At 33.4% G+C, this 24,980-nt stretch carries 26 protein-coding genes; 4 read left to right on the forward strand and 22 right to left on the reverse strand.

Annotation, left to right across the window (positions count from 1 at the left end):
- Positions 1-55: 55 nt before the first annotated feature.
- Positions 56-577 carry a GNAT family N-acetyltransferase gene (locus tag AB3G39_RS07710; RefSeq protein ID WP_369752195.1) on the reverse strand — a complete coding sequence of 174 codons (522 nt, stop codon included), beginning with the start codon at positions 575-577 and terminating at the stop codon, positions 56-58.
- A 177-nt stretch (positions 578-754) separates the two neighbouring features.
- On the opposite strand from AB3G39_RS07710, the gene yaaA reads away from it, so the two are divergent.
- Positions 755-1,513, forward strand: a complete 759-nt coding sequence (gene yaaA / locus AB3G39_RS07715) for a peroxide stress protein YaaA (protein ID WP_369769790.1) — start codon at positions 755-757, stop codon at positions 1,511-1,513.
- A 64-nt stretch (positions 1,514-1,577) separates the two neighbouring features.
- Here yaaA and AB3G39_RS07720 read toward each other — a convergent pair whose 3' ends face one another.
- Genes AB3G39_RS07720 through AB3G39_RS07735 form a run of 4 tightly spaced genes read right to left on the reverse strand, consistent with a single transcriptional unit; the run spans position 1,578 to position 6,202 of the window.
- Complete coding sequence (locus AB3G39_RS07720) at positions 1,578-3,158, reverse strand: MDR family MFS transporter (RefSeq protein ID WP_367770970.1); 1,581 nt, start codon at positions 3,156-3,158, stop codon at positions 1,578-1,580.
- A 1-nt stretch (position 3,159) separates the two neighbouring features.
- Entirely contained in the window at positions 3,160-4,239 is a 1,080-nt protein-coding gene (locus AB3G39_RS07725; protein ID WP_367754118.1) for an HlyD family secretion protein, read from the reverse strand.
- A 12-nt stretch (positions 4,240-4,251) separates the two neighbouring features.
- Positions 4,252-5,580, reverse strand: coding sequence for a TolC family protein (locus AB3G39_RS07730; protein WP_367754116.1), 1,329 nt, complete (start codon positions 5,578-5,580; stop codon positions 4,252-4,254).
- A complete protein-coding gene (locus tag AB3G39_RS07735; RefSeq protein ID WP_367754114.1) occupies positions 5,570-6,202 on the reverse strand; it encodes a TetR/AcrR family transcriptional regulator in 633 nt (210 codons plus the stop codon). The genes AB3G39_RS07730 and AB3G39_RS07735 overlap by 11 nt, the downstream gene beginning before the upstream one ends.
- 331 nt (positions 6,203-6,533) lie before the next feature.
- Between AB3G39_RS07735 and AB3G39_RS07740 the strand changes: the two genes are divergently transcribed.
- The gene (locus AB3G39_RS07740) at positions 6,534-7,097 is read left to right on the forward strand and encodes a DUF4494 domain-containing protein (RefSeq protein ID WP_367770964.1); all 564 of its coding nucleotides are present in this window, start codon (positions 6,534-6,536) and stop codon (positions 7,095-7,097) included.
- A 117-nt stretch (positions 7,098-7,214) separates the two neighbouring features.
- On the opposite strand, the gene AB3G39_RS07745 is transcribed toward AB3G39_RS07740, so the two are convergent.
- The 14 genes from AB3G39_RS07745 to AB3G39_RS07810 all read right to left on the reverse strand — a co-directional run bounded on the left by AB3G39_RS07745 (position 7,215) and on the right by AB3G39_RS07810 (position 19,158).
- Positions 7,215-7,730 carry an N-acetyltransferase family protein gene (locus AB3G39_RS07745; protein WP_367770960.1) on the reverse strand — a complete coding sequence of 172 codons (516 nt, stop codon included), beginning with the start codon at positions 7,728-7,730 and terminating at the stop codon, positions 7,215-7,217.
- Positions 7,731-7,865: 135 nt separating this feature from the next.
- A complete protein-coding gene (gene trpA / locus AB3G39_RS07750; RefSeq protein ID WP_369764733.1) occupies positions 7,866-8,627 on the reverse strand; it encodes a tryptophan synthase subunit alpha in 762 nt (253 codons plus the stop codon).
- A gap of 50 nt (positions 8,628-8,677) precedes the next feature.
- On the reverse strand, positions 8,678-8,998 hold the full coding sequence (locus AB3G39_RS07755) for a gamma-glutamylcyclotransferase family protein (RefSeq protein WP_367754100.1): 321 nt from the start codon (positions 8,996-8,998) through the stop codon (positions 8,678-8,680).
- A 194-nt stretch (positions 8,999-9,192) separates the two neighbouring features.
- Positions 9,193-10,374 (reverse strand): tryptophan synthase subunit beta, encoded by a 1,182-nt coding sequence (trpB, locus tag AB3G39_RS07760; RefSeq protein WP_369769791.1) that lies wholly within the window; start codon positions 10,372-10,374, stop codon positions 9,193-9,195.
- 13 nt (positions 10,375-10,387) lie between these two features.
- Complete coding sequence (locus AB3G39_RS07765) at positions 10,388-11,026, reverse strand: phosphoribosylanthranilate isomerase (RefSeq protein ID WP_369764735.1); 639 nt, start codon at positions 11,024-11,026, stop codon at positions 10,388-10,390.
- 110 nt (positions 11,027-11,136) lie between these two features.
- Complete coding sequence (gene trpC, locus AB3G39_RS07770; protein ID WP_369764736.1) at positions 11,137-11,922, reverse strand: indole-3-glycerol phosphate synthase TrpC; 786 nt, start codon at positions 11,920-11,922, stop codon at positions 11,137-11,139.
- An 84-nt stretch (positions 11,923-12,006) separates the two neighbouring features.
- Positions 12,007-12,999, reverse strand: a complete 993-nt coding sequence (gene trpD / locus AB3G39_RS07775) for an anthranilate phosphoribosyltransferase (protein ID WP_369769792.1) — start codon at positions 12,997-12,999, stop codon at positions 12,007-12,009.
- A gap of 53 nt (positions 13,000-13,052) precedes the next feature.
- On the reverse strand, positions 13,053-13,616 hold the full coding sequence (locus AB3G39_RS07780; protein WP_369769793.1) for an aminodeoxychorismate/anthranilate synthase component II: 564 nt from the start codon (positions 13,614-13,616) through the stop codon (positions 13,053-13,055).
- Between the two features lie 93 nt (positions 13,617-13,709).
- Positions 13,710-15,110 (reverse strand): anthranilate synthase component I family protein, encoded by a 1,401-nt coding sequence (locus AB3G39_RS07785; RefSeq protein ID WP_369769794.1) that lies wholly within the window; start codon positions 15,108-15,110, stop codon positions 13,710-13,712.
- 334 nt (positions 15,111-15,444) lie between these two features.
- Positions 15,445-16,011, reverse strand: coding sequence for a YceI family protein (locus AB3G39_RS07790; RefSeq protein ID WP_369764739.1), 567 nt, complete (start codon positions 16,009-16,011; stop codon positions 15,445-15,447).
- 40 nt (positions 16,012-16,051) lie between these two features.
- Positions 16,052-16,684 carry an NAD(P)H-dependent oxidoreductase gene (locus tag AB3G39_RS07795; RefSeq protein ID WP_369764740.1) on the reverse strand — a complete coding sequence of 211 codons (633 nt, stop codon included), beginning with the start codon at positions 16,682-16,684 and terminating at the stop codon, positions 16,052-16,054.
- Positions 16,685-16,695: 11 nt separating this feature from the next.
- Entirely contained in the window at positions 16,696-17,151 is a 456-nt protein-coding gene (locus tag AB3G39_RS07800; protein ID WP_367770936.1) for a MarR family winged helix-turn-helix transcriptional regulator, read from the reverse strand.
- 331 nt (positions 17,152-17,482) lie between these two features.
- Entirely contained in the window at positions 17,483-18,013 is a 531-nt protein-coding gene (locus AB3G39_RS07805; RefSeq protein WP_369764741.1) for a GNAT family N-acetyltransferase, read from the reverse strand.
- 62 nt (positions 18,014-18,075) lie between these two features.
- Positions 18,076-19,158 carry a DNA alkylation repair protein gene (locus AB3G39_RS07810; RefSeq protein ID WP_369769795.1) on the reverse strand — a complete coding sequence of 361 codons (1,083 nt, stop codon included), beginning with the start codon at positions 19,156-19,158 and terminating at the stop codon, positions 18,076-18,078.
- A gap of 488 nt (positions 19,159-19,646) precedes the next feature.
- Between AB3G39_RS07810 and AB3G39_RS07815 the strand changes: the two genes are divergently transcribed.
- Together AB3G39_RS07815 and AB3G39_RS07820 are read left to right on the forward strand one after the other, a co-directional pair.
- Positions 19,647-19,997, forward strand: a complete 351-nt coding sequence (locus tag AB3G39_RS07815; protein ID WP_369752186.1) for a hypothetical protein — start codon at positions 19,647-19,649, stop codon at positions 19,995-19,997.
- 20 nt (positions 19,998-20,017) lie between these two features.
- Positions 20,018-21,025 (forward strand): type II toxin-antitoxin system antitoxin SocA domain-containing protein, encoded by a 1,008-nt coding sequence (locus AB3G39_RS07820; protein WP_369752185.1) that lies wholly within the window; start codon positions 20,018-20,020, stop codon positions 21,023-21,025.
- A 141-nt stretch (positions 21,026-21,166) separates the two neighbouring features.
- On the opposite strand, the gene AB3G39_RS07825 is transcribed toward AB3G39_RS07820, so the two are convergent.
- The 3 genes from AB3G39_RS07825 to AB3G39_RS07835 form a co-directional block, all read right to left on the reverse strand.
- Positions 21,167-21,352, reverse strand: coding sequence for a DUF2892 domain-containing protein (locus AB3G39_RS07825; protein WP_369769796.1), 186 nt, complete (start codon positions 21,350-21,352; stop codon positions 21,167-21,169).
- Positions 21,353-21,401: 49 nt separating this feature from the next.
- A complete protein-coding gene (locus AB3G39_RS07830; protein ID WP_369769797.1) occupies positions 21,402-21,707 on the reverse strand; it encodes a hypothetical protein in 306 nt (101 codons plus the stop codon).
- Positions 21,708-21,786: 79 nt separating this feature from the next.
- Positions 21,787-24,978, reverse strand: a complete 3,192-nt coding sequence (locus tag AB3G39_RS07835; protein WP_369769798.1) for an efflux RND transporter permease subunit — start codon at positions 24,976-24,978, stop codon at positions 21,787-21,789.
- Positions 24,979-24,980: the final 2 nt, after the last annotated feature.

The following is a 24,980-nucleotide window of genomic DNA, read 5'->3' on the forward strand; positions in this document are numbered from 1 at the left end:
GGAGACGTTATATAAGTCCCCTTTGTATTCTAAATGTGGAGATGCAGTCTATTCATTAATGGATTTGACGTTTCATTAATAGATCAGTTTGAACATCATTTCCTAGTGTAAAAATATGTTTGTCAAATGGAGTGAAGCCATTTTTAGTATAGAATGCTATTGCTCTATGATTTTCTTCCCAAACGCCTAACCAAATATATTCAACAGGTTTTTGTTGTACCACTTTCAATACTTCATCAATAAATAGTTGACCTACTTTTTTTCCGTGAAATTGTTGTAATACATAAATTCGGTGGATTTCTAAAGCGCGTTCATTGATTAATTCAGTTTGGGCTTTGCCAAAATTTATTTTAAGATACCCAATTACTTCTTGTTCTAAAACAGCTAGATAAAATTGAGAGTCAGGGTTGTTAAGTTCGGTTGTCAATTGAGTAGTATTGAAACTTTGTTCCAGGTAATTAGCAATGTTTTCGGGGGTATTTACCGGTTCAAATGTTTCCATGAAGGTTTGCTTACCTATTTTTTGCAGCGTATCTAAATCCGATAAAGAAGCTTTTTTTATGGAGATTAGTGTCATGATATTTTAAACTATATTTTTAATTTCTTATCAAACTCAAAAATAATGTAAATAAAACTTGAAACCATTTTTAATTTCTATTTCTCCATAGAACTATTCAATTTACAAATAGGGAATTCTTATTTGCAATTTGTACTTTTGGGACGTTAATAGCATCAACCTGAAAAAGGAGTATTTATGAAAATTGTTATCTCGCCTGCCAAATCTTTGAATTTTGAAAAAGAATTGCCTACACTACAACATACTGAACCTTCATTTTTGAAAGAATCAAGACAGATTCATAAAGTATTGAAACAAGAATCTCCAAAAAATTTATCAGAATTGATGGATATTTCAGAAAAGCTGGCTAATTTAAATTGGCAAAGAAACCAAGTTTGGAAAACACCTTTTACCATAGAAAACGCTCGTCCTGCTCTTTACACATTTGATGGTGACGTCTACACTGGATTAGATGCTTACTCGATTCCATTGGATAAGTTAGCTACTTTACAAGATAGTTTACGAATTCTATCAGGCCTATACGGCTTGTTGAAACCATTGGATTTAATGCAAGCGTACCGACTGGAAATGGGAACCAAATTGCCTATTGGCGAAAGCAAAAATTTATATGAATATTGGAAAACAACTATTACAAAAGCGTTGAATAAAGAACTTAAAAAAGGGGATTTATTTATTAATTTGGCTAGTAATGAATATTTTTCGGCAATTGATGTAAAAGCCTTGAAAGTTCCTGTAATTACTCCAGATTTTAAGGATTATAAAGATGGGAAACTAAAGGTAATTAGTTTTTTTGCTAAGAAGGCAAGGGGAATGATGGTGCGTTATATTATTGATACCAATGCCAAAACGATTGATGATTTGAAAGGATTCAATTATGATGGCTACCAATTTGATGCTAATTTATCCAAAGGAAATCATTTGGTTTTTACTAGATAAACATTTCACATTATAAAAAAAACGCCGATATCAATTGTGATATCGGCATTTTTTTTGTTTAGTATTAATGCATAGCATCGGCAGGATTGATCTTGTTTTTTCCTTTTTTGATTAAAAATATAATTGGAATACAACATAAAAACATGATTCCTAAGTATAAGAAAATATCCATATACGATAAAACTGTACTTTGTTTCATAACTGCATAATCAATGGCTTGATAGGCTTTTTTTAATGCTTCATTAGCAGTAAAACCTTTAGACATAAAAGCACGCTGTAATTGTATCACTCGTTGTTGTACTTCAAATCTACTTCCGTCTAAATGAGCTACTAAGTTAACACGGTGTTCTTGACTGAATCTTGTTATAAATGTGGTAATGATTGCAATACCAAACGACCCTCCCAATTGTCTCATCATCCCTGTAAATGCAGCTCCTTCACCAATATGTTTACCGGATAAAGTAGAAAGAGATAAAGTTGTGATAGGTACAAATAATAATCCTAAACCAATTCCTCTTAAAATTAATGGCCAATACAGATGCTCAGTTCCAGTATCAGGAGTCATGTTATTATGCATCATTAAAGTAAAGAAAAAGAAAATTAAAAATCCTACACCTACCATATATCCTTGCGGCACTCCTTTTTGAATCAATTTACCTATAATAGGCATCATGAAAGCGGTTGTTATAGATCCAGGAATTAATAATAGACCCGCATCTGTAGCGGTCCAGCCTAAAATGGATTGCGTATAAATAGGGATAATCAAAGTCGAACCATATAATCCAAAACCTAAGATGAAGCACATAACAGTACCAATTCTTAAATTTCCATCTTTTAAAACACTCAAGTTTACAATGGGGTATTTGTAAGTCAACTCTCTCCAAATAAATAAAATCAAACCAAATATGGTGATAACACTTAAACTTAGTATCAATCCGTCATTAAACCAATCGTCTTGCTGACCGTGTTCTAAAACAAATTGTAAAGAACCGATAAAAGAAGCTAAAAGTATAATTCCTATCCAATCTACTTGGTTTGCTTTTAATTTCTCACCATATTTTGGACTTCTAACAAAAGTTAAAGTCAAAAGTGTAGCAATGATTCCTAGAGGGATATTGATATAAAAAATATAAGGCCAGGAGAAATGATCCACAAGATACCCTCCTAAAGGCGGTCCTAATGTAGGTCCTACAATAACTCCCATTCCATAAATAGCCTGTGCCATTCCTCGTTTAGCGATAGGATAACTCTCCGTAATAATCGTTTGTGCAGTCACCAATAGTGCGCCACCACCAAGCCCTTGAATAAATCGAAAGGCTACTAGTTCCCAAATATTGGTTGCATTACCACATAAAAAGGACGCTGTTGTGAAAATGATGATGGAAACGGCAAAATAATTACGTCTTCCAAATTGTTGTGAAAGCCAACTCGTCATTGGAATCACAATTACATTTGCAATAGCATAAGCAGTAATTACCCAAGCCACATCAGTTAACGTAGCTCCAAGGCTTCCTCGCATATTAGTTAGTGCAACATTGACAATAGTAGTATCTACAATTTCCAGTAAAGCACATAGTACTGCTGTTATTGTAATAATGATTCTTCTAAAGCCGTATTCTACTAAATCGTCTTCTGATTTTACCATTTTATTTTATATGTACGTCAACATCCACATTCATTCCCGGACGCAATAATTTTATTTTCTCAACATCGTTGTCTGTATCGATATTAATTTTTACAGGCAAACGTTGAATTGTTTTAACAAAATTTCCAGTTGCATTATCAGGAGGCAAGATAGAAAAACGTGCCCCTGTGGCTGGTGAAAATGAAGTGATAGTCCCTTTAAATTCGTAATCAGGATACGCATCTACTTTCAATGTTACTTTTTGTCCAGCTACCATTTTGTTCAATTGCGTTTCTTTGAAATTAGCAATAACCCAAGCTTGATTGTTATTGATGATATAAAAAAGGGATTGTCCCGGTTGAACTAATTGTCCTGGTTGAATATCAATTTTAGAAACTTGACCATCAATTGCAGCTGTTACAATTGTGTAACTTAAATTTAAAATGGCCGTATCCAATAATGCTTTTGCTCTTTTAATGTTGGCTGCTGCTACATCCGTTTGTTTGTCGGATGATTTTGACTTAGCTACATTAACCGATTTTTGAAAAGCTGACGCTTTTTCTTGCTGTTGTAAAATGCGAACTTCATTTTCAGCTTCTTGTTTTGCTGCTAATGCTTGTTCGTATTGTTGTTTTGTAATCGTATGTGATTGATATAGATTATTATACCTGTTGTAATCGCTAGTCATACGTCCCAATTTAATTCTCGCAGATTCGATATTTCCACCTGCTGATCTTACGTTGGCATCTGATACTGAAATACTAGCTAAAATACTACCAATATCCGCTTTTGAAACTTCAAAATTTCCTTCGGCTGCAGCTAAATTTGCAGTTGCTTCATCAATTTTTAATTGATAATCTCTTTTGTCAATTGTAAAAAGAGTATCTCCTTTTTTTACAAAGTCATTGTCTTTAATGTAAACTTTACTCACATATCCTGATACTCTTGGTATAATAGGATTCATGTTTTTTTCAATCTGGGCATCATCAGTCCCTTCATGAGAAAGCGAGTGGATGTATTTATAAGTTCCATAAGCAAGACCTAATAGCACTAATGAAGCTATTATTATGATAAACTTTGGGTTTGATTTTTTCTTTTCCATTTTGGGTATTGATTATATTTTTGAAAGATTGAAGGTTTGGTTTAATTGTCCGCTTACGGAAAGCAGCTCATAATATTTTTGAATAACATTTGCTCTAGCCAATGTTTTATTAATATTAGAGCCTAGTTGTTCCACATCGGCTTCTAATAAATCATTGGTGTCCGAAAGCCCATTGTCATATTTATCTTTTATGATTCTATAATTTTCGGATGCTTGTTCCACTGCTTGGTTATAAACCACATTTTGTTTTAGAGCCAAATCATAATCTTCGATTGCTTTTTGAACTTGTATTTTGATGTAGTCAGTAAGCATAGCCTCTGAGTTTTGAATTTCAAGTGCTTTGCTTTCCGCAATTTTTACATTGGTTCCGTTTTTCAAAATCCCGCTGATATCGTAAGATACGCCAACACCAATATTCATTGCATTTTGCACCGTAATAACATTTTTTAAATTCAAGGCTGTATAACCTCCAATAAGCGAGATAGAAGGGTAGTAACCACTTTTCGCTACTTTTATATTAGCTAAACTTGCTTTTTCTTGTAATTGTACCGCTTCAAGATCTTTACGATTTTGTAATGCAAGTTGGTCATCGGTAGGAATATTATTCATTTGAAAGTCAGCAAAATCACTTTCTCTAACTTCTAGTTTCGTCTTAGGGTCCATTTTTAAAAGACTAATCAGCTCAAAGTTTACCACGTTTAAATCGCTAATGGCTCTGTCTAATGTCAATTGAATTTTTGAAACTTGAAGTTGTGATTTTAATAAATCATTTCTAGGAATGATTCCATTTTTTTCTAATTGAATAAAATCAACTACACGTTGTTTTGCACTTTTTTGATTTTCTTTTAGCAGTTCCACCGTTTTTTGTGCTTTATACAAACTAGCATAGAAATTAACCACTTTCATTGCTACTTCTTCTTTAGTTTGTAATGCATTTGCAGTCTCGGCCTGGTACATATTATCTGATACCTTGATTTTATTTACCGTTTTAAAACCAGCAAATAAAGGTAGAGTAGCATTGGCTTGCCCAAGTAATAATTGATCAACCACTGGCATAGGTTCTGAGCTACTACTATTGTTATTGATTTTTAAGTCAATAGTTGCTTTAGTTAACCTTTGGTACTGTCCAGAAACTTTAAAGTTAGGATACTTGTCATTTTTGGTTGATTGCAATTCAAGTCTTGAAGTTTCCACTTTTGTGTTTGCTAATGTGACTTCATTACTTTTGCTCCAAGCCATTTGAATAGCTTGATCGAGTGTTAAACTCGTTTTGTCTTGTGCTTCCACGGAGGAAATTCCAATAAAGAAAAATCCAAAAAGCATGAGTTGACTAACTTTCATATATTAATAGCGCTTTTATTGTTTGTTGAATGTGTTTTGTTAAATCAGTTTTTATATAATTGTTATACAATTCGTCGGTATGAAGGTTTAATAATGTTTCAAAGAAAGGTCTATTAGTTTGGAAATGAAAAAAGGTACCTAGTATCGTGGGTGTTATAAGTGGGATGATAATATCTTTTCTAAAAATACCTTTTGCTTGACCTTCAACAATAATTGTTTCTAGCGATTTTAAGTTTCCTTTTTTTAACTCAATAAAAGCCTCCAAGTTTACGTTTCTCTTTTTAGAAGAAAATTCAAAATGTAAAATTTTATAAATTCCTTTGTAGCAAAGAACACGATCTATGTATAATTCGATTAGTTTGTTAATCTTTTCCATTGGGTCTAAATTCTCTAATATTAAATTGTCTAATTGTAATTTAATATCGGTAGCTCTATAGAGGATTAATGATTCTAACAAACGCTCTTTTGATCCAAAATAATAAGAAACCATTGCTATATTTATTTTGGCTTCTTTTGCAATATTTCTAATCGAAGTACCATCAAATCCTTTTTCGGCAAAAAGGGATTCAGCTACTTGTAGTATTTGAATTTGCTTATCGTTAAAATTGGTTTCTACTGACATACTTTTTAATTGGACACAAAATTAAACAACCGTTTAATTTAAACAATCGTTTAATTTAAATTTAACATAATATTAACATTGAAATCGTTGTGTTTTTTGGTGCTTGTATTTTTAGAACGCATTTTGGAATTTAAAAATTAAAAAAATCTATTTTAAAAGGCTCTAGGTCACTTCTTCGCAATTGGGTTTGTATTATTGTATCTTTTTTGTTAATTAAAAAGTTGGAAAGTCAGCAGTTTAAATATCATTTTGAAATTGTGAATATCTATTTCACGAATAGGGTTTATTTTTTGCTTTAAAATCTATCTTTGACATCCTTAAATAAAAAATTATGAGTTCAACTTGGTACGAATGCAAAGTAAAATATAGAAAAACTGATGAAACTGGATTACAAAAGGTTACAACGGAACCTTATTTAGTTGACGCTTTATCATATACAGAGGCGGAGAGCAGAATTAACGAAGAGATGTCGGCTTATATTAGTGAAGAGTTTAAAATCACGAATATCAAAGTGGCGAATTATGCGGAGATCCATCCTTTTGAAAACAGTGATCGGTGGTTTAAATCCAAAGTATCTTTATTGGCTTATGACGAAGAAAGCGGTAAAGAACGCAAGACCAATATGTATATCTTATTGCAAGCCAATGATGTGAAAGAAGCGTTTGATAATACAACAGCGGTGATGAAAGGAACTATGGGAGATTATAGTATTCCTGCTATTACTGAATCGCCTATAATGGATGTATTTCCTTATTTTAGTGGTGAAGAAGGAGAATTAGAACAATTAGAAAGATTCAATGCACTGAAAGCCTCTAAACCTGAAGTAGCTGTTGAAGTCGAAGATCATATGGAATTTGTCACAGAAGACGAAGTGGAAGAAGAGACTACTGTTTAATCCTATTTATAAAAAATAGAGACCGCAAATTTGCAAATTAAACCAATGAAGCGGTTTTAATAATTTGCTAATTTGCGGTCTTTTACTTTTTAGATTGAAGTTCGTACTGAATAGGAACTAGTTGCGTTTATTCAATACTTTTTCATATGCTTTTCTAGGAGCGCCTCTAAAAAAAACGTCGCCACATAAAACATAACCAAGGCTTTCAAATGTTTTCATCATCGGAAAATTATCAAAATTCGTGTCGGCTTTGATGCTGTAAATATTGTTTTGTAGTGCAAAATCTTCAACACAACCCATAATCAATTTAGCGAGTCCTTTGCCCAAATAGTTTTCAGAAAGCGCGACTCTATGAATTACTACAAAATCATCATTTGTCAACCATTTTCCTTCAATACCAGCATAAGCAGGTTCGTCATTTATGATTACTGCGCTGTACCCAATAATTGTTTCTCCATCAACCAGAACAAAACCTTCTCCTTTTTCAATGTCATTTTGTACTACATCCGGGTTAGGGTAACCATCTTGCCATTGCGCACTACCTTCTACTTTTCTTCGAATGATTGCTTGTTGTAATATTTCCCAAATAGGAGTTATTTCGGATAGATTGGCTTTTCTAAATTGGTAGTTCATGAGGAGGAATGATTTTTATTTGTAGTTGATTGATTCTTTTCTAATCATTATGATGAAAAAGGAAACCGCAAAATCGAAAATTAAATAAATAGCTATTATAATTTGCGAATTTGCGGTATATAAATACATTTTTATTTATCGAATTGCTTTTACAAATTCGGCAATTTTTTCTGTTCCATTTTCCGTTAAATGCGTAATAAAAGCACTACCAATAATGGCTCCTTTGGCAAATTGAGTGGCTTGATTAAAGGTTTCGGCATTGTTGATTCCGAAGCCTATCACTTGTGGATTTTTTAAATTCATTCCCGCAATGCGCTTGAAGTAATCTTCTTGCGTGCTTCCAAAACCTGCCGAAGATCCTGTTACACTTGCTGAACTTACCATGTAGATAAATCCATTAGAAACGCTATCAATAAAATGAATGCGGGCATCAGATGTTTGTGGAGTTATTAAGAATACGTTGATTAAGCCATATTTTTCAAAAGTGACTTTGTATTGTTCTGCATACACATCCACTGGAAGATCTGGGATGATTAAGCCATCGATGCCTATTTCTTGGCATTTCTTGCAAAAATTATCTACTCCGTATTGCAACATGGGGTTGAAATAACCCATAATCACTAACGGAATTGAAACCGTTTTACGAATGTCTTTTAGTTGGTCAAACAACAGTTGCGTTGTCATCCCGTTATGCAAGGCTTGAGTCGAACTGGCTTGAATAGTAGGCCCATCGGCCAATGGATCGCTAAATGGCAAACCAATCTCAATCATGTCGATACCGTTTTTTTCTAAATCTTCAATGATTTGTACCGTATCGTTTAAGTTAGGATATCCAGCAGAAAAATAAATAGAGAGTATTTTTTTGCCTTCTTGTAGTTTTTGATTTATTCTGTTCATTTTTGTATTTTTTCAGATGTAAAATCTGTTTTTAGCTTATTTATAGGTGTTTAAATTTTTGCACTGTAGGCCCAAGCGATTTCTTTGGACTGCAACTGTACTTCAACACGTTTGTAATGGCTCCCTTCATAGGTGTCAGCAAGCTGCAATTCCTTTTCGGTTAAATCATAAACCATCCCTTCAATGGTGTCTTCATTGTTTTGAGTAGGAGCAATAATAGGATAAGGCTCCATTCCAAATTCTTCTTCAATTAGGATTTCTTTTACTACGTATCCCATCAATGTTTCAGGAACTCCACGAAGTGTTCGTCCAAAAACATCTTCTTGAATGTCTTTGTCTTTTAGGGTTCCGTAAGCGAATAATTTTTCCATTTTTTCTGTTTTGAAAATTTATTTAAAAATTTAATCTTCTCGTTTTTGTTTGCGTTAGGGATAGCAGCGGTATCTTTTTGTTTTGTCCCGCCTCTAGGAACGAAACAAAAAATTTAGCGAATAGCCCGACCGCTTGCCCTGAACTTTTTCAGGGTAAACGGTAACGCCCTGAAATAAATTCAGGGTATACCCAACTATAATTTGAAATAATCGATATAGGTATTTAAATCTTTATCGCCACGTCCCGAAAGATTGATGACCACAATATCTTCTTTTTTGAACTTCATTTCGTTTAGTACAGCAAAGGCATGAGCACTCTCGATGGCAGGGATAATTCCTTCCATTTTGGACAATTGCAATCCCCAATTCATGGCTTGATCATCGGTAATTGAAATGAATTGTGCTCTACCCGAAGCAAATAGATGGGCATGCATAGGTCCAACACCAGGGTAATCTAACCCTGCCGAAATAGAATACGGCTCGGTAATTTGGCCATCAGGCGTTTGCATCAACAAAGTTTTACTTCCGTGAATAACCCCCACTTTTCCCAAAGCAGAAGTTGCAGCACTTTCACCAGAATGCACACCTAAACCAGCAGCTTCAACAGCTATAATATTTACATCAGGATTGTCTAGAAAATGGTAATAAGCACCAGCGGCATTGCTACCACCACCTACACAAGCGATTACATAATCTGGGTTTTCACGACCTTCTTTCTCTAATAATTGCTCTTTTATTTCTTTAGAAATCACCGACTGAAAACGCGCCACCATATCAGGATACGGATGCGGTCCAACTACAGACCCAATGATATAATAGGTATCTACAGGGTTGTTGATCCAGTCGCGAATAGCTTCGTTTGTAGCGTCCTTCAAAGTTTTTGAACCCGAAAGTGCAGGACGAACCTCTGCACCTAACATTTTCATACGTGCTACGTTTGGTGCCTGACGTTTGATGTCAATTTCTCCCATGTACACGATACATTCCAATCCCATCAACGCACAAACAGTTGCTGTCGCAACACCATGTTGACCTGCACCAGTTTCAGCAATGATGCGTTTTTTACCTAAACGCTTGGCTAATAATATTTGTCCAATAGTATTATTCACTTTATGCGCACCAGTATGGCACAAATCTTCTCTTTTTAGGTAGATTTTAGTTCCGTATTTTTCAGATAAACGTTCTGCAAAATATAATGGTGTAGGGCGACCTACGTAATCTTTAAGTAGCGCGTCAAACTGGGCTTGAAATTCAGGTTCAGCCGTGATTTTTAGATAATTTTGACGCAACTCTTCTACATTTGGATATAACATTTCAGGAATGTAGGCTCCTCCAAATTCACCATAATAGCCTTTTTCGTTTACGTTGTATGACATCTTTTTATTTTTTTTATTGTGGATCATTCAACGTGGAGACGCACTGCAGCGCTTCTCTACAGAATGATATATTTTTTAATCCTGGTTCTATTTCAAATTTACTGTTTACATCAATAGCATAAACAGGTAAATTAGTTTTTAAAATTTCATTAACCGCTTCCATTTCGTCGAGTCCTATTCCGCCACTTAGGAAAAAGGGTTTTGACGAAGGGTAGTTCTCTAATACTTTCCAATCGAAAGTGGTTCCGTTTCCGCCAGGTAATTTTCCCTTGGTATCAAAAAGGAAATAATCACAAACCGATTCAAATGGTTTAAGCTGTTCAAAGTCAAAGGTATCCAAAATTGAAAATACTTTTATGATTTCGATATTTTTTGGTGCTATTTTTTTTAATTCGGCACAAAAAGCGACTGATTCTTTGCCATGCAATTGTACGGCTTGTAAATCGTGTTGCTTTACTTTTTCAACAATAGTTGCTATCGATTCATTGACAAATACGCCCGTTTTTTTTATTGATTTTGGCAATTCAGGAATAATTCCATCAAAATAGCGCGCTGACTTTTCCCAAAATATAAATCCCATATAATCGGGTAGGAGCGGTCCTAGTTCGAGAATATTGTCGGGATATTTCATACCGCAGATTTTGATTTTCATAATCTTTTATTTAAACGTATTTAACCGCAAAGTGCGCAAGGGTTTCGCGAAGTTCGCTAAGCTTTGCTTTAATTTTATTCTATATTATTCTTTGCTCTTTTTTCTTTTCTCTAACGAGTTAATTGCTTTATAAATTCTGCTGCAGCTTGACCAGCATTATCTGTTTTCATGAAGTTTTCACCAATTAAAAAACCTTTGTATCCATACGGCTTTAATTCGGTTATGGCTTCGATTGACGATATTCCGCTTTCGGAAACTTTGACGAACTCATTCGGGATTTTATCAGCCAATTGCTTGCTGAAATCCAAACTTACCTCGAAGGTTTTCAAGTTTCTATTGTTCACACCTATCATATCTAAGGTAGGCATGATCGATTTTTCTAATTCTTCTAGATTATGCACTTCAAGTAAAACCTCTAACCCTAAACTTTTGGCAAACTCAGATAATAATTTGATTTCGTCACGCGTTAAAACCGCTGCGATTAGTAGAATCAAATCGGCTCCATGTGCTTTGGCTTCTAGGATTTGGTATTCATCGACAATAAATTCTTTTCGCAATAGCGGAATATTTACTGAAGCTCTTGCCAAAAGCAAATCATCCAAAGAACCTCCAAAATATTTCCCATCAGTCAATACTGAAATACCACAAGCACCGGCAGTTTCATATCCTTTTACCACTTCTTCTACGGTAAAACTATGATTGATAACTGATTTTGAAGGAGAACGACGTTTGTGCTCCGCAATGATTCCAGTAGTACTATTCTTTAAATTTTGGATTAACGAAATAGTTTCTTTTCTAAAGAAAACTGAAGCTTCTAATTGAGAAACAGGTATGATGGATTTCTTGAGAATGACTTCTCGTTTTTTATCAACTATTATTTTATCTAAGATGTTCATTGTTTTTTGTTTAAAGTTTTCTTTGTTTAAAGTTTAAAGTCCCCGTTTTGAGCAACTTTAAACCTTAAACCTTAAACTATTTTTTTATTTACTTAACTCCTGCAACGTTTTCAACGCTTTTAATCCTTTTCCTGAAAGTAAACTTTCTTTGGCCTGAGCGAAACCTTCCAAAGGCGTACATTTTGTAACTGTTGCAATTGCCATAGCTGCATTGGCACATACTACATTATTCTGTGCTTCATTGCCTATACCTGATAGGATATCAATAAACATTTGTGCCGACTCATCGATTGTTTTTCCTCCCTCGATTTCACTTTGTGATAAAAGGCGAACACCAAAACTTTCATGGGATAACATTCCTTCCATACTGCTAGTGATAATCTTTGTTGGGCTAGTCAATGAAACTTCATCATAGCCATCTAATGAATGTAAAATAGTGAAATTCACATCGGTATTTTGGTATAAATACGCATACATTCTAGCTAGTTCTAAGTTAAAAACACCCACCAACTGATTTTTTGGAAAGGAAGGATTTACCATTGGTCCTAACATATTGAAAAAGGTTTTTACGGCCAATTCTTTTCGGATTGGACCTACATTTTTCATAGCGGGATGAAAAAGGGGAGCATGTAAAATACAAATTCCAGCTTTATCAATACTTCTTTCCAAGAAGTCATTTTCATTACTGAATTTGATTCCTAGTTTTTCCATGACATTACTAGATCCAGAGATGGAAGAAACACCGTAATTACCATGTTTGGCGACTTTAATCCCCGCACCAGCCGCTATAAATGAAGCCAATGTAGAGATATTGAAAGTGTCTTTTCCGTCACCACCAGTTCCACATAAATCAATAGCATTATAGGATGCTAAATCAACACGAATGCACAATTCCAATAGTGCTTCTCTAAATCCTGCAAGTTCCTGAATACTAATGCTACGCATCATATACACGGTTAAAAAAGCGGAAATCTGACTTGGATTATAACTTCCGTTTGAGATATTAATCAATACATTTTTTGCCTCTTCTTTGGATAGCATTTCGTGGTTGATTAATCTATTTAGTATGTTTTTCATTTTTTTTTGTTTAAAGTTTTAGGTTTCAAGTTTCAAGTTCTAAAAATTGAACATTATGCTTTAACCCAATTCTCTAGCATTTTTTTCCCGTTTGGTGTCAGAACACTTTCGGGATGAAATTGTACACCGCGTACATCATAGGTTCTGTGACGCAACGACATTACTTGTCCATTTTCGTCGAATGAAGTAGCTTCAAGTACATCGGGTAAACTGGCATCAACCACCCAAGAATGGTAGCGTCCTACTTCAAATTCGTTACCTAATCCTTCAAATAAAATTTCATCGTCGACAACGGTTTTTACATTGGTAGCTATACCATGATACACTTTGTCTAGATTAGAAAGCGTTCCTCCATATACTTCACCAATGGCTTGTTGACCAAGACATACTCCAAAGATACTTTTGGTAGGACCGTATTTTTGAATTACAGCTTTCAATAATCCTGCTTCATCTGGAATTCCAGGACCTGGAGAAAGTAGTATTTTATCAAAACGCGCTATTTCATCAATATCAAATTCATCGTTTCTATATACTGTCACTTCACAGTTTAAATCCTCTAGGTAATGTACCAGATTGTATGTGAAACTATCGTAATTATCTATAACTAGTATTTTCATTTTTTTATTGAAAATTGAAAGATTTAAAGATTGAAAAAAGCTCATTTCGAGTAATCTTTAAATACTTAAATTATTAAATCTTTTAATTATTTTTTAAATTGTTTCTGCCAAATCAAGTGCGGTATTCAATGCTCTTAATTTGTTATATACTTCTTGCATTTCGCTTTCTTCATCAGAGCTGGCTACAATTCCGGCGCCGGCTTGCGAATGCAATTGGTGATTTTTACTTAAGAATGTTCGTATCATTATCGCGTGATTAAAGTTGCCTTCAAAATCCATAAAACCGATGGCGCCACCGTAGAAATTACGATTTGTTTTTTCGTAATCTTCAATCAATTGCATCGCTCTGTGTTTTGGTGCTCCGCTTAATGTTCCAGCAGGGAAAGTATCTGCTACCACTTGCATGGTAGTGGCTTTATCGTGTAAATGCCCCGTTACTTTTGAAACCAAATGAATGACATGTGAGAAAAACTGCACTTCTCTATAGCGTTCTACATTTACGTTATGACCGTTGCGACTTAAATCATTACGAGCTAAGTCGACTAGCATCACATGTTCGCTATTTTCTTTTTTGTCTTCAGATAATTGTTTGGCAAGAACCGCATCTTTTTCATCATCACCAGTACGCTTGAACGTTCCTGCTATAGGATGAATTTCGGCTTTGCGATCTTTGACGATAATTTGTGCTTCGGGCGAAGAGCCAAATATTTTGAAATCACCATAATCAAAAAAGAAGAGGTAAGGGGATGGGTTGATGCTTCTTAATGCTCTATAGACATTGAATTCATCTCCTTTGAAACCTTGAGTAAAACGGCGTGATAATACTAATTGAAATACATCTCCACGGAAACAATGCTTTTTGGCCAGAGCCACATTGTGTTTAAACTCTTCATCAGTTAAGTTAGAGAAACCTTCTCCTTCTTTGGTAAATTTATAAGAGGCAATATTTCTTGATTGTAACAGTTGCTCCATCTCTGAAATATTATTTCTTCCGTCTAAACTATGACAGAAAATATAAGCTTGATTTTTGAAATGGTTAATCGCAATTATATTTTGGTATACGGCATAATACACATCAGGAATGGTATTGCTATTTTCTTTTTTGGCAATTTTTACTTTTTCAAAATAACGAACTGCATCATAAGAGATATATCCAAACAACCCATTGTTTATGAATTTAAAATCATTCTTTTCTGATTTAAATTGGTGTGAAAATTCTTGAATAACTTCTGGAATTGAAGTATTTTCATCAATCGCTGTTTTTTCAGAAGTCCCATCAGGATAGGTTTTGAAAATAGTTTCGTTTTCTATTTTTATAGAAGCGATGGGATTACAGCAGATGTAAGAAAAACTGTTGTCACTTCCATGATAATCACTACTTTCAAGCAATAAACTATTAGGGAATTTATCACGTATTTTTAAATAAACACTCACAGGAGTTATCGTATCTGCAAGTATTTGTTTGTATTTAGTATTTAAAGTAAATAGTTTCAATTGAAATAATTTTTATGATTTATAATTTGATGAAAGGCAACTTTTTAGCACAAAAAAAAGGCCTGTCGTCATGACAAGCCTTTTATATTTATATTTGATAATACTATAGGAGCTTAGTTCACGACTATTGACGTAAATTGTTCCACCACCAAGTATTGTTTATTGTTGTTTTCATGTTACAAATATATAAATGTAATTTGGTTATTCAAATACAATAAACTAAAAAAAATCAAATTTTTTAATCTTTTTTGTTAGATTATTAGATAGATTGAAATAAAAAACCCAACAATTACTTGTTGGGTGAATTAGTAAACGTGGTATTATTATATAATATTTAGAATTTTAAAGCTACTGCTAATTCAAATTCATCAGAAATTGCTTTGTCACCTAAGTTATCGAAGAAACTACCTGAACCGTATTTAATGTCATATTTAGTTCTGTCAACATTAAATTTAGTAGCAGCAGTATTAGAAGTTACAGCAAGATCAAATGCAACAGGATTTGTTTTTCCTTTGATTGTTAAATCAGCAGTTACTGCATAAACACCTTTTGCTTTAGCAGCGATAGTTTTGAAAACCAATGTAGAAGTTGGAAATTTTTCAGTTCCAAAGAAATCTTCTGATTTCAAGTGACCGTTTAATTTCCCTTGGTATTCACCTGAAAGATCTGTAGAAGTCAATGAAGTCATGTCAACTGTGAAAGTTCCACCTACTAATTTTGCTCCTTTAAAAACAAGTGCACCGTCTTTAAGATTTACTGTTCCATTGTGTTGTCCAGTTACTTTTTTTCCAACCCAGTTGATTGTACTTGCTGCTGCATCTACTTTTTTAGTTTGTGCAGATACTGATACTGTAGATAAAACTACTACTAATGCTAATGCAATTGATTTTAAATTTTTCATTTGTTTAATTTTTTTGTTTGAATTGAATTTTGATTACTAATTATAATGTGATAAATAAATCTTCGTTTGATTTTCTAACTTTTTTGTAATGTTGGGTATCGTCTTCTGTATGACGGTATCCAACTGGTGCTATTACAGCTGCGTTTAGGTTTAGTTTGTCTAATCCTAATATTTCATTAAACTGTGCTGCATTAAAACCTTCCATTGGAGTTGCATCTATGTTTAATTCAGCAGCGGCATTCAATAAATTTCCTAAAGCCAAATATGTTTGTTTTGCTGTCCAAACATTTTTAGCATCTTCTGGTATTGGATTTACAAATCCTTTCATATACTCACCATAACCTGCTAATGCTTCTAAAGGCAATTCTCTAATTTCACTTGTGTTTTTTAAGTAAGCATCAATTTCGGTATTTCCTACGTTTGTTTGATTGGCAAAAACAAATAAATGCGAAGCATCAATAATTTGGGTTTGACCATAAGCAGCGTGCAATAATTGTGCCTTAATTTCTGGATTTTCAATAATGATCACTTTGTACAGTTGAAGTCCAAATGAAGATGCACTTAAACGAACTGCTTCCTTAAGGAAGTCTAAATCAGCTTCAGTTATTTTTTTTGTGCTATCAAATTTTTTTGTAGCATAACGCCAGTTTTGTTTATCTAAAAAGGTATTCATAATTTTTATATTTATTGATTTCTGTATTTTTCTAATAATTCATTTAATAATTCTAACTCTTCGGTATTTAAATTCTTCGAGAAGTGTTTTTCATGTTCTATTACTTTAGGATCTAATTCAGTTAAAACATCTAATCCTTTTTGAGTAATCATCACTTCAATTTTTCTTCTATTTTCAGGACAAACATTTCTAGTCACGAAATTCTTTAATAACAATTTATCAACTAAGCGAGTGGTGTTACTGGTTTTTGCTATCATGCGTTCTTGTATCACACACATGTTAGCTGGATTTCCTTTTTGACCTCTTAAAATTCGTAAAACATTATATTGTTCTCCAGAGATGTCATAAGGTTTCATCACTTCATTAAATTTTTCATTTGTGATATTTTGAGTATATAAAATATTCAAAATAATTTTTTTTGAAATATCTAATGGTATGGTGCTTTTTATTTCATCTTCAATTTTCATAATACCTTATCTTATTTGTTGGTACAAATGTAACACTTTTTTTATTTGTATATACAAGTGTTAAGTTAATTATTCGTTATTATTTTATTTAGACGGAATAGATTATATTGTAAGTAGTTGTTTTTCAGTGTATTATGTGTTTTTTTTTGAAGTGGTTATATGTTCAATTTAAAAGCCGTATTTTTTAATTAGTATGAAATTGTGGTTTTTAGATTAGTTTTAAAAGGAGACAGAAGTAGGGTGTAGCTCTTTTTGAATCCCTTTTTTAGATTTGCTTTGAGTTCCCATTGTAAGATAATTTACTTACTATTAAGATAAAAAGCTAACTCTTCTAATTTAGGATCTCGTAAATAACATTGGAATCATTATCATCATCTTTTCGATCTTGTATGAATTGCAAACCACATTTTTCTAGTAGTTTTCTAGAATTTTCGTTTTTAGTATGTGTAAATGCCTCTATTTTGGCGAGCTTTAGTTCGTTAAAACCAAAATCGATAATACGCTGTAGCACTTCTGTCATGATTCCTTTATTTTGAAATTCAGGACTTAAACCATAACCCACTTCAGCAATGGTATGGTTGTCCGAAAAATTCCAAAAACAAATGGTACCAATAAGTTCAGGTTGGTCATTATAAACGATTCCCCAAGTCACCGATTTATTGTTTTCGAAGTCTTGATTGATATCGGTAATAAATTGTAAGGCTTGTTCGAGTGTTTTTGTTTTTCGGTTCTCAGGTCTTTCGATGAACTGATTAATGGTTTCATCCGAGCGTAAGTATAAGATAACTGGAGCATCTGATTCTTCAATTTTTCGCAATAATAGGCGCTCTGTTTTTATTTCTGGAAAGGGTAAAAAGTTCATTTTAGGTTTGGTTTTAGTGGTAGCGAATATAATTAATATTTAGCTTCGACGTAGACGATTTTTTAATCAATCAGTTCAAATGCAGCACTATCTTTTTCTTCTCCGTTTATGATAATCGAAAGTTTTTGTTGTCCAACGTAAAATTTTCGAGTCGTAATGAGTTTAAAACTTTGCCTTCTTATAATATCAGAAGATTGTTTGGGCTCAAAAAGACGTTCACTTATTTTAAATACTTTCTTTGAAAGTTGGCCGTTTTGTCGAAGATAATAAACCGCATATTCAAGTCGCACCGTTTGTTGTTTTTCATTATTATTTTGAACAGAAAACGAAAACTCCAAATGGTTTCCAATAGCTACTTTTGGAGTACTTATTTCAAAATTGGCGATGGCTACATTTGAGCTATCAAGTCCAAAGTGTTTTAAAATTTCAGTATTTCCTTGCTTTAACAAGGTTCTACAACCGTGTTTTATAATGGCATCGGTCTCCTTGCTGTGTCCTTTCCAGTTGGTGGCAATTTCAATAACTATTTTTGGATTGTCTTTGGCAATGTCGTTAAGATTGTTTGCTACGCTTCGTCTAACATATTCTGAGGTGTCTGATTTGAGATTGGTCAATAACGGTAGAATAGGAGAAGGATTTTTTTTAAGTTCAGGAATAGCCATAGCCCAAGGTAGGCGGGGTCTGCAACCTTCGGAAGCCAGTCTTCGTATGTGATGATTGGGTGAATTTGCCCATAGTTTCATCACTTCAATGGTTTTATCAAAATCGTGTTTTAAAAATTCGCGAATGGCAAATTCCGAAGAGCCAAACTGGGTGTAATAAGCCAATGCTTCCATGGAAGTTTCAAAATCATGAATACCAAATTGCCCCACATAATCAGGAAAAACAAGTGCCGTATAACCTGTTGGACTGTTTGGAATTACCTTGTTTAATACTTGTATCGCTTCTTTAAAATCTAAAGAAAGGTGATTTTTAAGTGTAATGGATGTAAAACGCAATCGTTCATTTAACGACCTGTTTTCTAATCCAATAGTTACTTCATCAATGAATTTTGTAGTATTAAAATTTTCATCTGCATTATTAAATGCTGTTGCTAAACGCTCATAGAATTTTTTATTGAACATCTCCTTCAATTCTGCTGCCATATTTTATTTTTACTAATTAGAAAATGCCACCAACAAAGGTAGCATTTTCTTTATTTTAAGGTCTATCTCGTTTTGTTAAGAAAATAATTAAACCGCCGTTTTCAATGATGGAATAAGTACGTCATTGATTTTGGAAAAACACTGATTCTGGTGATTTCAGTTTTAGGTCATTGGGGAGATGAAAATGAGGAGCGTTTGCGTTCTGTAATTTTGAAAAAGAGTAAATTGTATTGGAAGATAGGGCGAGTTGTTTATTGGTTATTTTTTGTATTTTTTAATTGTTATAACATTCCCGAGGCTTGCTTTCGGTGTTAATGAGCCAATACCAAGCCTTTAAAAATATAGACAAATCATTAAATTAAACTACTGTTTGTTTTTTTTATATAAACTTTAAAGTTGTTTAATTGTTTATATTTTGTTAATAGTTCAACTTTATAGTGTTTTTTATTTTAATGTTTATATATTTGCATATAATTTAACACGTTAAGATGGCGGATAAAGCAATTGCAAAATCTTTTTTGCAAAAACTGAAGCAGATTATTAAAGTATGGGGCATTATCTTCTCCAATCGCCCCAAAAATAGTATTCAAAATCTTGCAGATTTAAGTATTACTGCCAAAATGCGTGAAGAAATAATTTTCAATCTAGAAATTGATGATTATAGTGAAGGTCCTTTAGAGGAAACTCAACAAGGGGGAGCTGAAATGTGGGTTTTCGGTAAAACAATTAAAGGTCAGCAAATTTATATTAAGTTGACTATTTCAAAAATCACAGACCAAGCAATTTGTATTTCTTTTCATAAGGCTGAATTCCCAATGGAATTCCCTCTTAAGGATTAAACTAAAAAAACAAATTAATTATGAAAAGTCCAATCACAGGTAAGGAAATGACCTTACAAATTGAAAAAAGTATTTTGGAATTTAGAAAAGAAAAATTCGAATATAATCACAAAAGTTATTATTGTGCAGATAGCGGAGAATCATTTACAACCACAGAGATGGATGAATTTAATTTAAATCAAGTGTATAATCAATATAGGGATAAGCATAATATCCCATTTCCGGACCAAATTATTAAATTGAGGAATACTTATGGTTTATCTGCAAGTATGATGTCCAAAATATTGGGTTTTGGGACGAATAGCTATAGGAATTATGAAAAGGGGGAAGTTCCAAGTTTAGCAAATGCTAATTTAATTAATACGGTTTCAAATAGTATTTTGAACTTTAAGTTATTAGTTGATTTAAACAATGATTTGAATGATGAAGAAAAAATAAAAATCCTTAAAAGGATTGAAGTTGTCATTGAAAATTATCGAGAAAGCAAAGATGATAAAAATTATGTAGGCATTTTATTTGAAAATAGGTTACCTGATAATTATACAGGTTATAGAAAACCTGATATGGAAAAGATGTCAAATATGATTTTGTTTTTTGCTGAAAAGCTGAATCCTACGGAAACAATGATGAATAAATTATTATTTTATTCTGATTTTTATAATTATAAGAATACAGCATATTCAATAAGTGGCGCAAATTATATGGCGCATAATTATGGTCCAGTTCCAGTAAGATTTGGAGGTATATTTGATTACGCTGTAAATAAGGACTATATTTTCATGAAAGTGGAAGATTATGGAAATGGATATTGGGGTAAATGCTTTTATAAATCCAGTCAAAAAGATTTTAATTCAGAATTATTCAATTCCGAAGAAATAGAGTCTTTAAACGTTATTGTAAATACATTCAGAGGTTGCAATGCTACTCAAATAATGGGGAAAAGCCATGAGGAAAAAGCTTGGTTAGAGAATGAAAAAAGCAAAAGTTTAATAGATTATAATTATGCATTTGAATTAATTCACGTCTGATTTTTTCAAATGTTTGCCAAATAACTTATACCATCAAATATATACAACTTTTTACGTTTTATAGATTCCTTCACTCCAATCCATAAAAAACCCCGAGTTGCTTTAACAACTCGGGTTTTGAATTTTATATAAAAACTAGAATTAGTCTTTCAATCCAATTTTAGTTAAAATAGTCTCTAGTAAACACCATTTGGTAAAACCAGATTGAATTAAATTAACGCCTATAAAAGCGGTAAACCACAACCAGTTTTGATTTACATAGATCGACAATGCTAAACTGATTAGGATAAAAGAGCCTACTATAATTCTAAATGCTTTATTTTTCATAATGTCATTGCGAGGAATGAAGCAATCATCTCCTCTAATTTAAGAGTTGTTAATTTGATTTTTCGATGTTTAATACCGCAATATGAATATTGGACAAAGTCTTTTGTTCCAAATTAAATTCATTTACTAATTCAAAAAACAGATCTACATTTTCTTTCTTTACAAAAGCATAATACAAAATAGATTCGTTTTCATTCATTTCGCTTCCAAACCAATTACTTTCAATTGCTTCTTCAGATAAATCTTTAAATCCTGTTACTTCTTTATAGGTATAGGTTTTTACATCTGCTTTTTTAAGCATTTTTTTGATGTCTTTGTCAAATGCCATTATGGCTGTTATGATAAGTAGTTTCATTGTTTTTTTGTTTAAGGTTTGAAGTTTGAAGTTTAAGGTTTTAGTGCTGTAACTTTAAACCTTAAACTTTGAACAATTTTTATTTTTCCCATTTTTTTCGCTCTGTGATGTAATAAATTAATGGTACCACAATCAAAGTAAGAATAGTAGAAACAATAGCTCCAAATACTAATGAAATAGCCAATCCTTGAAACAACGGATCAAATAAGATAATAGATGCTCCAATTACAACTGCACCAGTTGTCAATAGAATAGGAGAGGTTCTCACTGCTCCAGCCTCAATAATGGCTTGTTTCAATTGCACACCGTCATTCAATCGTATTTCGATAAAGTCAATCAGTAAAACTGAGTTTCTCACCATAACTCCTGCCAAGGCAATCATACCAATGAAAGAAGTTGCTGTAAAATAAGCGCCCAATAACCAGTGACCAAATACAATCCCTATTAACGATAACGGAATCGCAAGCATCATCACGATTGGTGTTTTAAAGTTCTGGAACCAGCCCACAATCAACATATAGATGATTACGATGGCTACCATAAAGGCAACACCTAAATCACGGAATACTTCTAAAGTTATCTGCCATTCTCCATCCCATTTTACAGTGAAATCACTTTCATCTGTAGGTTGCTCCATGTACAATTCATTGACTTTATAACCTTTTGGAATTTTCATTTTATCCAATTTCTCTGTCATTCCTAGAATTGCATACACCGGACTTTCTAATGCTCCAGCCATATCAGCGGTTACATAAACCACACGTTTTTGATCTTTTCTATAAATGGTTTTTTGTAAAGTATCAGTTTTTACTTTTACTAAATCGCTTATAGGAATCATATTCCCTTGGCTTCCTTTTATTTTCAAGTTTTGAATGTCTTGTAAGCTTGTTTTGTCTTTGTCGTCTAGCGAAAGAACAATCCCTACATTATCATTCGAATTTTCGGCATACAAATTAGAAATAGGATATTCCTTCAATAAATAAGTCAAGTTCCCCACTATTTGTTGTGGTGCAATCCCGTTCAGCATTGCTTTTTCTTTGTCCACTTCCAGTTTGTATTCAACTTGATTGTCTTCTACAGTCCAGTCGATATCTACAATTCCATCTGTTTTATGTAAAATGTCTTTTACTTGCTGCGCCACTTTAATCTGGTCTTTGTAATCTGGTCCATAGATTTCGGCAACCAATGTAGATAATACTGGAGGTCCTGGCGGAACTTCGATAATCTTAACATTCGCTCCATATTTCCCAGCAATTTTTTGAATTACAGGACGTACTATTTTTGCGATATCGTGACTTTGTAATTTTCGATCTTCTTTGTGTAATAAATTCACCTGAATATCAGCCATATTACTTCCACCACGCAAATCATAATGACGCACTAATCCGTTAAAAGTGATTGGTGCCGATGTTCCAATGTAGTTTTGATAATCAACAACCTCTGGAATGGTCGTTAGATACTGTGCAATTTCTTTAGTAACTGCTGATGTTCTTTCCAGAGTCGCTCCTTCAGGCATATCAATCACCACTTGAAATTCATTTTTATTATCAAAAGGCAACATTTTTACTAAAACTGATTTGGTAAAAAACATAGCAACAGAACCAAACAGTAATAAAACAGTTACTCCTACAAGCACTCTACGCTTCATGCTGCTTTCCAATAAAGGACGCTCTAGCTTGTTGTATATTTTATAAATAAAATTAGTTTCTAAACCTTCGGCTTCTTTATGACCTTGCTCGTCTTTTTCTTGCAATAAATGATATCCTAAATAAGGCGTAACAGTTAAGGCAACAAACAGTGATAAAATCATGGCAATCGAAGCTCCTATAGGCATCGGACTCATATAAGGCCCCATCATTCCTGATACAAATGCCATTGGTAAGATAGCAGCAATAACCGTAAATGTTGCTAAAATCGTTGGATTTCCTACTTCATTTATCGCGTAAATAGCGGCTTGTTTAAAGGGTAATCGCTTCATCTTGAAATGCCTGTGCATATTCTCTGCGATAATAATACTGTCATCGACGACAATTCCCACCACGAATACCAAGGCGAAAAGTGTAATACGGTTCAACGTATAATCCAGCATATAATAACTGAATAAAGTCAATGCAAAAGTCAATGGAACCGAGAAGAATACTACTAATCCACCTCTCCAGCCCATAGCAAACATCACTAAAATGGTAACCGCCAAAATAGCGATTCCTAAGTGCATTAACAATTCACCCACTTTGTCTGATGCTGTTTCTCCATAATTACGAGTTACCTCAACATGAACATCGTTCGGAATCAAGTTCGATTTTAAATGGTTTACTTTTTCAATTATTTTCTCCGAAATTTTCATGGCATCAGCCCCTTTTACTTTACCTACAGATATCGTAACCGCTGGATATTCAGATTGGGCGCTTTTATAGTTTTCGTTTGTTTTACCATAACCAAAAGACACATAATTTCTAGCAGTCGATGGTCCGTCTTGAATCGTAGCCACTTGTTTTAAGTAAACAGGCATATTTTTATTGACACCTACAACAAGATTTTCTACATCATCGGCTGAGGTTAAGAATTTACCTGTAGTAATCAAATATTCTTGATCTTGATTTACAAAACTTCCCGATTGAGAACTACTGTTATTGGCTTGAATCATTTGCATGATACCCAAAGCATCAATGCCATTCTCTGCCATTTTATCTTTGTCCAAAATCACTTTTAAAACTCGGCTTCTTCCACCAATTTCTTTAGTAATCGCAACATCTTTTACTTTTTCAATTTCCGAAGTTACCTCTTCAGCAATTTGACGCAATTGAAAATCATCCATTTTTTCGCTCCAAAGCGTGATTCCAAGCATGGGCACATCATCAATAGAACGTGTTTTTACCATTGGTTTGTACACTCCTTTTGGGAACATATCTTCGTGTTTTGCCAGTTCGTCGTATAACTTCACATACGAACGCTCTACATCCTGACCTACATAAAACTGAACAATAAGCATCGCCTGACCATTCATAGCCATCGTATGCACGTGTTCCACTCCTTTAATATTCGAGATGATTTTCTCTAGCGGTTTAGCCACACGACTTTCTACTTCAGTAGGGCTCGCTCCTGGATAACCTACCATTACGTCGGCCATAGGAACATTAATTTGTGGTTCTTCTTCTCTTGGAATGAGAAAAGAACTATATACACCAATGATCATCAAACCCACCATCATCAAAATGGTTAGTTTTGAATTGATGAAAAAATTGGCGATTTTACCTGAAATTCCTTCTTGCATAT

It is taken from the genome of Flavobacterium sp. WC2416 (genome assembly GCF_041200095.1).
Lineage (GTDB): Bacteria > Bacteroidota > Bacteroidia > Flavobacteriales > Flavobacteriaceae > Flavobacterium.

Excerpts from the sequence above, each read along its gene's own strand:
- AB3G39_RS07710 (WP_369752195.1), bottom strand. The coding sequence starts at position 577 with ATGACACTAATCTCCATAAAAAAAGCTTCTTTATCGGATTTAGATACG.
- yaaA (WP_369769790.1), top strand. The coding sequence starts at position 755 with ATGAAAATTGTTATCTCGCCTGCCAAATCTTTGAATTTTGAAAAAGAA.
- AB3G39_RS07720 (WP_367770970.1), bottom strand. The coding sequence starts at position 3,158 with ATGGTAAAATCAGAAGACGATTTAGTAGAATACGGCTTTAGAAGAATC.
- AB3G39_RS07725 (WP_367754118.1), bottom strand. The coding sequence starts at position 4,239 with ATGGAAAAGAAAAAATCAAACCCAAAGTTTATCATAATAATAGCTTCA.
- AB3G39_RS07730 (WP_367754116.1), bottom strand. The coding sequence starts at position 5,580 with ATGAAAGTTAGTCAACTCATGCTTTTTGGATTTTTCTTTATTGGAATT.
- AB3G39_RS07735 (WP_367754114.1), bottom strand. The coding sequence starts at position 6,202 with ATGTCAGTAGAAACCAATTTTAACGATAAGCAAATTCAAATACTACAA.
- AB3G39_RS07740 (WP_367770964.1), top strand. The coding sequence starts at position 6,534 with ATGAGTTCAACTTGGTACGAATGCAAAGTAAAATATAGAAAAACTGAT.
- AB3G39_RS07745 (WP_367770960.1), bottom strand. The coding sequence starts at position 7,730 with ATGAACTACCAATTTAGAAAAGCCAATCTATCCGAAATAACTCCTATT.
- trpA (WP_369764733.1), bottom strand. The coding sequence starts at position 8,627 with ATGAACAGAATAAATCAAAAACTACAAGAAGGCAAAAAAATACTCTCT.
- AB3G39_RS07755 (WP_367754100.1), bottom strand. The coding sequence starts at position 8,998 with ATGGAAAAATTATTCGCTTACGGAACCCTAAAAGACAAAGACATTCAA.
- trpB (WP_369769791.1), bottom strand. The coding sequence starts at position 10,374 with ATGTCATACAACGTAAACGAAAAAGGCTATTATGGTGAATTTGGAGGA.
- AB3G39_RS07765 (WP_369764735.1), bottom strand. The coding sequence starts at position 11,026 with ATGAAAATCAAAATCTGCGGTATGAAATATCCCGACAATATTCTCGAA.
- trpC (WP_369764736.1), bottom strand. The coding sequence starts at position 11,922 with ATGAACATCTTAGATAAAATAATAGTTGATAAAAAACGAGAAGTCATT.
- trpD (WP_369769792.1), bottom strand. The coding sequence starts at position 12,999 with ATGAAAAACATACTAAATAGATTAATCAACCACGAAATGCTATCCAAA.
- AB3G39_RS07780 (WP_369769793.1), bottom strand. The coding sequence starts at position 13,616 with ATGAAAATACTAGTTATAGATAATTACGATAGTTTCACATACAATCTG.
- AB3G39_RS07790 (WP_369764739.1), bottom strand. The coding sequence starts at position 16,011 with ATGAAAAATTTAAAATCAATTGCATTAGCATTAGTAGTAGTTTTATCT.
- AB3G39_RS07795 (WP_369764740.1), bottom strand. The coding sequence starts at position 16,684 with ATGAATACCTTTTTAGATAAACAAAACTGGCGTTATGCTACAAAAAAA.
- AB3G39_RS07800 (WP_367770936.1), bottom strand. The coding sequence starts at position 17,151 with ATGAAAATTGAAGATGAAATAAAAAGCACCATACCATTAGATATTTCA.
- AB3G39_RS07805 (WP_369764741.1), bottom strand. The coding sequence starts at position 18,013 with ATGAACTTTTTACCCTTTCCAGAAATAAAAACAGAGCGCCTATTATTG.
- AB3G39_RS07810 (WP_369769795.1), bottom strand. The coding sequence starts at position 19,158 with ATGGCAGCAGAATTGAAGGAGATGTTCAATAAAAAATTCTATGAGCGT.
- AB3G39_RS07815 (WP_369752186.1), top strand. The coding sequence starts at position 19,647 with ATGGCGGATAAAGCAATTGCAAAATCTTTTTTGCAAAAACTGAAGCAG.
- AB3G39_RS07820 (WP_369752185.1), top strand. The coding sequence starts at position 20,018 with ATGAAAAGTCCAATCACAGGTAAGGAAATGACCTTACAAATTGAAAAA.
- AB3G39_RS07825 (WP_369769796.1), bottom strand. The coding sequence starts at position 21,352 with ATGAAAAATAAAGCATTTAGAATTATAGTAGGCTCTTTTATCCTAATC.
- AB3G39_RS07830 (WP_369769797.1), bottom strand. The coding sequence starts at position 21,707 with ATGAAACTACTTATCATAACAGCCATAATGGCATTTGACAAAGACATC.
- AB3G39_RS07835 (WP_369769798.1), bottom strand. The coding sequence starts at position 24,978 with ATGCAAGAAGGAATTTCAGGTAAAATCGCCAATTTTTTCATCAATTCA.